Below are 4875 nucleotides of genomic sequence, written 5' to 3' on the forward strand. Positions count from 1 at the left end.
GTTTTCAGGACCGCTGTGAACCCATCCCTGGGCGCTGCGGCGCAAACATCCTGTTTGCGACGCTCCTGAAAACCCGCCCCCGGCACTCTGCCTTCAATTCGAAGTGTGTGGCGCTGCCCAAATGAAAGGGTAATTCCATGCAGATCAAAGCGCTGAACGAGACGAGAAGGCAAAGTGCCGGGTATCAGTTTTCAAAAGCGTCGGCGCCATGGACGGCGCCGACGCAGCTTACAGGGATGTATTCACAGCGGTTTTGAAAACTGATACCCGGTGCTTTGCCGCCAGCGGGGCATCTCAACGGTTACCACTGAATTAAAAGTTACTTAAGCAGTAATTTCAGAAGATTGGCGGTAGACCCATCCCAGTTTGAAGGGATCTCCCCTTCAATCGCATCGTAAACCGCGTTACCCAGCACCTTGCCCAGCTCCACGCCCCACTGGTCAAACGGATTGATGTCCAGCAGGGTGCCAAAGGTAAATACCTTGTGCTCATACAGCGCCAGCAGGCTGCCCAGGTGGTAAGGGTCGAGTTTTTCCACAATCAGAGTATTGCTCGGGCGGTTGCCCGGGATCACCTTGTGCGGGGCCAGGTGGTGTACTTCCTTGTGGGTGTGGCCGGATGCCTCCAGCTCCTTGCGCGCCTCGGCCAGGGACTTGCCCTGCAGTAGCGCCTGGCTCTGGCTCAGGCAGCAGGACAGTAGCCACCTGTGCTGTTCAGTGAGTTCGGAAGTGGGCTGCTTGATCGCGACAAAATCCGCCGGGATCATGTCGGTGCCCTGGTGCAGCAACTGGTGGAACGAGTGCTGTCCGTTACTGCCCTCCGCACCCCAGATCACGCTGCCGCTGGGATAATTCAGCGGTTGCCCCTCGCGGTCCACGCTCTTGCCCAGGCTCTCCATATCCAGCTGCTGCAGCCACGCCGGGAACTTGGCCAGGCGCTGCGCGTAAGGGAGGACCGCCAGGCTGCCGGCGCCCCAGCACTGGCGGTACCAGAAGTGGATCAGCGCCATCAGCACCGGCAGGTTTTGCTCGAAGGGGGCCTCCGCAAAGTGGGTGTCCATGGCGTTGGCACCGCGCAGCAGTTCACTGTACGCGTCGAAGCCGCAGGCCAGGGCAATGGGCAGGCCGATGGCGGACCACAGGGAATAGCGCCCGCCCACCCAGTCCCACATCGGGAAGATGTTCTGGGCGGCGATACCGAAGTCCTGTGCGGCGACGATATTGCTGCTCACCGCCACGAAGTGTTTTTCCAGCTCGGATTCTGCGCAGCCTGCGTCCAGCACCCACTGGCGGGCGGAGAGCGCGTTCTGGCGGGTTTCCAGGGTGGAGAAGGACTTGGAGGCGACGATAAACAGCGTCTCCTCTGCAGGCAGCCGGGCGAGGGTGTCGCTCAGGTCGGCGCCGTCGATATTGGCGACAAAATGCACCTGGATGTCGGGGTTGTGCCAGGGGCGCAGGGCTTCGCAGACCATGCGCGGGCCCAGGTCCGATCCGCCGATACCGATATTGACCACATGGCGGATGGGCTTGCCGGTGAAGCCGGTCCATGCACCGCTGTGGACGCGCTCGACGAACTGCTGCATCTGTGCGCGGCAATCCGCCACCGCCTGTTCGTGCTCGGTTTCCGGCGCGCCCTGGAAGCGCAGCGCGGTGTGCAGCGCGGGGCGGTGCTCGGTGTTGTTGATATTGGCCCCGGAAAAGAGCGCCTGGATAGCGTCTTTCAGGGCGGCGGTGTCGGTGTAGTCCAGCAGCAGGCTGAGGGTGTCCTCGCGCAGCAGGTTCTTGCTGTAGTCGAGATAGATACCGGCAGCGGAAGTGCTGAAGGTGTTTGCGCGGTCCGGGTTCTGGGTAAACAGCTCGCGCAGGGACCAGGTGTGCTGGTCTTTGTGCTGTTTGAGATGGGCAATGGCGGCGGAAAGGGGTAGAGCATCCATGGTCTTACTGTGTGTTGTTTTTACTATTTCGGGAACTGTGAGAATGGCGCAAATGTTAGCGCTAAAAGCCGTGTGCAGCCAGTCGCAGTGAGTATTTAATCTGGAAGCCGAAGGCGGCGGGAGGGGCGCGGACACCGGGTGCCGGTGTGACGGTGAATACGGATGACGAAGAAACCGTTGTTCAGATTCCTTCAGGACCTGTCAAAGAAGTAAAACAAAATGCCGCTCCGGGGAGCGGCATTTCGCATGTGCCTGAAAGAATGTGGTTATTTAACCACCTTCATGCAGCGAACGTTATCGGATGCCATCCAGCAATCCGCGTCCGCAGGACAGGCCATGGAAGTCGGAATCTGTTCAGAGCCCGGAGGGCAGGCGGCCGGCATCGGAGCCGGTGCACAACAACCTGCGAGGACCAGTGCACAAATAATTCCGGTTAAGTACTTGGCTGGAGTGAAATTCATCCCCTAACTCCTTTCCGTTGATGTTAGTCAATAGCATAGACAATAAAACGTCACCTGTTTGGTGTGCTTTGTAAAAATCTTTTCTACAAACATACCGCCCAATGGAGTGTAATAGGCGCGCGGTTAAAATAGCCGCCAGAGGTGAATTCAGGATAAAACCGCCGCCAGTTTGTCGCGCTTGTAGGCCTGAATTTAAAGGGTTATCCGCCAAATTGCGCCTTGGTTCGTTGCAGTGCGGATAAGAATTTTTTTTCCGACGCTGAAAAAGGATTTTTTTTCCTCTTTAACCGAAAAAAATTGCAGCGTTTCGTGCCAAAAATGTAAAAACAGTCGTCAGGAATCGAAGCAAACTCGATGAAATGCGCGCATATTTTTACGCGCGCAGCGCATACAGGGTAGATGCAAGCTGGTTACCGGGTTCGTGCCGGTGAGCCAGTTTGAGATTTTGGCGTGCAAATGCCGATTGGCTCAGGTGCCGCTCGGCTGTAAAAATTCACCAAATGCACGTGCAACTGATTCCTTTCGTTCAGGATTGCGCAACACACCCAGCAGGCCGTTGCGCAACTGGGGAATAAACAGCAAGTCAGTGAGCAGCAGGTTGAAGGTCTGCTGGGGTTGGCTGGCGCTGAGGTTTTCTAGCCAGAGCTGAGCGAGCTCGGGTACCTGCAGGTCGTCGCTGCAGCGACTGCCGATGGCTGCCAGTATTTCACCGTGGGTGGCGGCGTCACTTTGTAGTATCTGTAGCAGGAACTGCTGGCGCATGCCGGTGGCAATACTGTGGGACACGCCGCGAATGACGGCGGTAACCAGGTTCAGATCCGGCTCACTGTCGGTGAGCGTCTGTTGCGCTCGTCGGATCAGCGGCTCTGCCAGATGATGATCGATGGCTTCGCTTTCCAGGCATTGGCAGAGGCTGATCAGGAAGGGCGCCGGGTATTCCGCCAGGTTCCGGATAAATGCCCTTTTTGACTCCGGCCAGCGCACCGCGAGATCGGCGATTCCCTGCAGCGCCAGTTGTTGCCACGGCAGTGCCTTGGGATCTTCGGCAAAGGATTTCGCCGCGGCGTAGTGGCTGCTGGCAGGGTGTTTGAGCAGTTGCGCCGCTTTGGCGTGGAAGACAGCGCGACGATCATCGGGTGGTGTGTAAATAAGCCCGCTTTCATCCAGTGCCCGCTGCAGGCGCGAAGATGAATCCGCATTGTTTCCGGCGGCGCCGACGATCGGCGTCAGGGCAGCGTGCAGCTGGCGCAGGAAGCGATCTCGAATCGGCAGCAGCAGTTTTCCCTGTTCATCGAGCGGTAATCGCAGAAACCATACCACCGGCGCACCGTCGCTCTCTCCGGCTTTCGGCGACAGCAGCAGACCGCACCAGGCATGACGGAGGTAGGGGTGTGGCCAGGGCGTCTCGCCGGCCTCGAATGCCGCGGCGGTTTCCGGTGCAATGGCGCGCACCCGGCGACCGAGATCAAACCAGTGCAGGCGGAAATTGGCCGCGGAGATGAGCTGGTTGAGGGTAGAGGGGATGTCGGCGTTGTCTTGGTGCTGGGTCACGTTTCTTCAGCTTCTGATCAGTCGGGAGCGCAACGCGCTCCCGTCGGTGGGTTGCAGGGCCGTCAGTGTGCGGTGCGCTATTCCGCGACCTGTAATTTTTCCTGTTTGCCCAAAGGCATCTGCTTGAAGTGCAGCCAGCCGTACGCAATCGCCAGCAGTGGGCAGATGATATTGAACAGGGCAAAGGGTGCGTAAGTGAATGTCGCAATTCCCAGTGTGGCACTCATGTAAGCACCGCAGGTGTTCCAGGGGATCAGTACCGAGGTGATGGTGCCGGAATCTTCCAGGGTGCGGGACAGGTTCAGTCCGTGCAGGCCCTTGGTTTCAAATGCCTCGCGGAACATGCGCCCGGGAATGATGATGGCCATGTACTGGTCGCCGGCCGCGGCGTTCATGCCGAAACAGGTGAAGACCGTGGTGGTGATCAGGCCGCCCACTGTTTTTACACCTGACAGCGCCCAGTTGACGATACGATCAAGAAAGCCTGCCCGTTCCATCACGCCGCCGAACGCCATGGCGGTAATGATCAGCCAGATGGTATTGAGCATGCTGCTCATGCCGCCCTTGGATAGCAGGGAGGCCACGGCCTCATTGCTGGAAGTGGACTTGTAGCCGTCAAACAGCGCGTGCCATGCCCCTTTCAGCAGGCTCAGCGGGCCTTCACCGCCGGCGAGGCTCAAAGATCACTGCGATCAGGCAGCCGACCAGGGCACCGATCATCAGCGTGGGGTAGGCGGGTACTTTCTTCCACGCCATTGCCAGCAGCAGTACCAGGGGCAGCAGGCTGACGATGGATATACGGAATTCCGCTTGCAGTGCGCCCAGCAGTTGCTGGATATCTTCAGCGGAAGCGTGGCCGGTTTTGCTGCTGAAGCCGAGGATGGCGAACACGATCAGGGCGATACCGAAGGCGGGCAGGGTGGTCCAGAG

At 58.7% G+C, this 4875-nt stretch carries 4 protein-coding genes; all 4 read right to left on the reverse strand.

The features are described from left to right. Positions 1 to 319: 319 nt before the first annotated feature. Positions 320 to 1933, reverse strand: a complete 1614-nt coding sequence (gene pgi / locus QZ511_RS16300) for a glucose-6-phosphate isomerase (RefSeq protein ID WP_295804077.1) — start codon at positions 1931 to 1933, stop codon at positions 320 to 322. 929 nt (positions 1934 to 2862) lie between these two features. Then, positions 2863 to 3945 carry a DUF3549 family protein gene (locus tag QZ511_RS16305; RefSeq protein ID WP_295804080.1) on the reverse strand — a complete coding sequence of 361 codons (1083 nt, stop codon included), beginning with the start codon at positions 3943 to 3945 and terminating at the stop codon, positions 2863 to 2865. A 77-nt stretch (positions 3946 to 4022) separates the two neighbouring features. Then, positions 4023 to 4625, reverse strand: coding sequence for a Na+/H+ antiporter NhaC family protein (locus QZ511_RS16310; protein ID WP_295804083.1), 603 nt, complete (start codon positions 4623 to 4625; stop codon positions 4023 to 4025). Continuing rightward, on the reverse strand, positions 4606 to 4875 hold a 270-nt coding region (locus QZ511_RS16315; protein WP_295804086.1), incomplete at its 5' end, for a Na+/H+ antiporter NhaC family protein. The genes QZ511_RS16310 and QZ511_RS16315, both read right to left, overlap by 20 nt.

The sequence above is a fragment of the uncultured Microbulbifer sp. genome (assembly GCF_913055755.1).
GTDB lineage: Bacteria > Pseudomonadota > Gammaproteobacteria > Pseudomonadales > Cellvibrionaceae > Microbulbifer.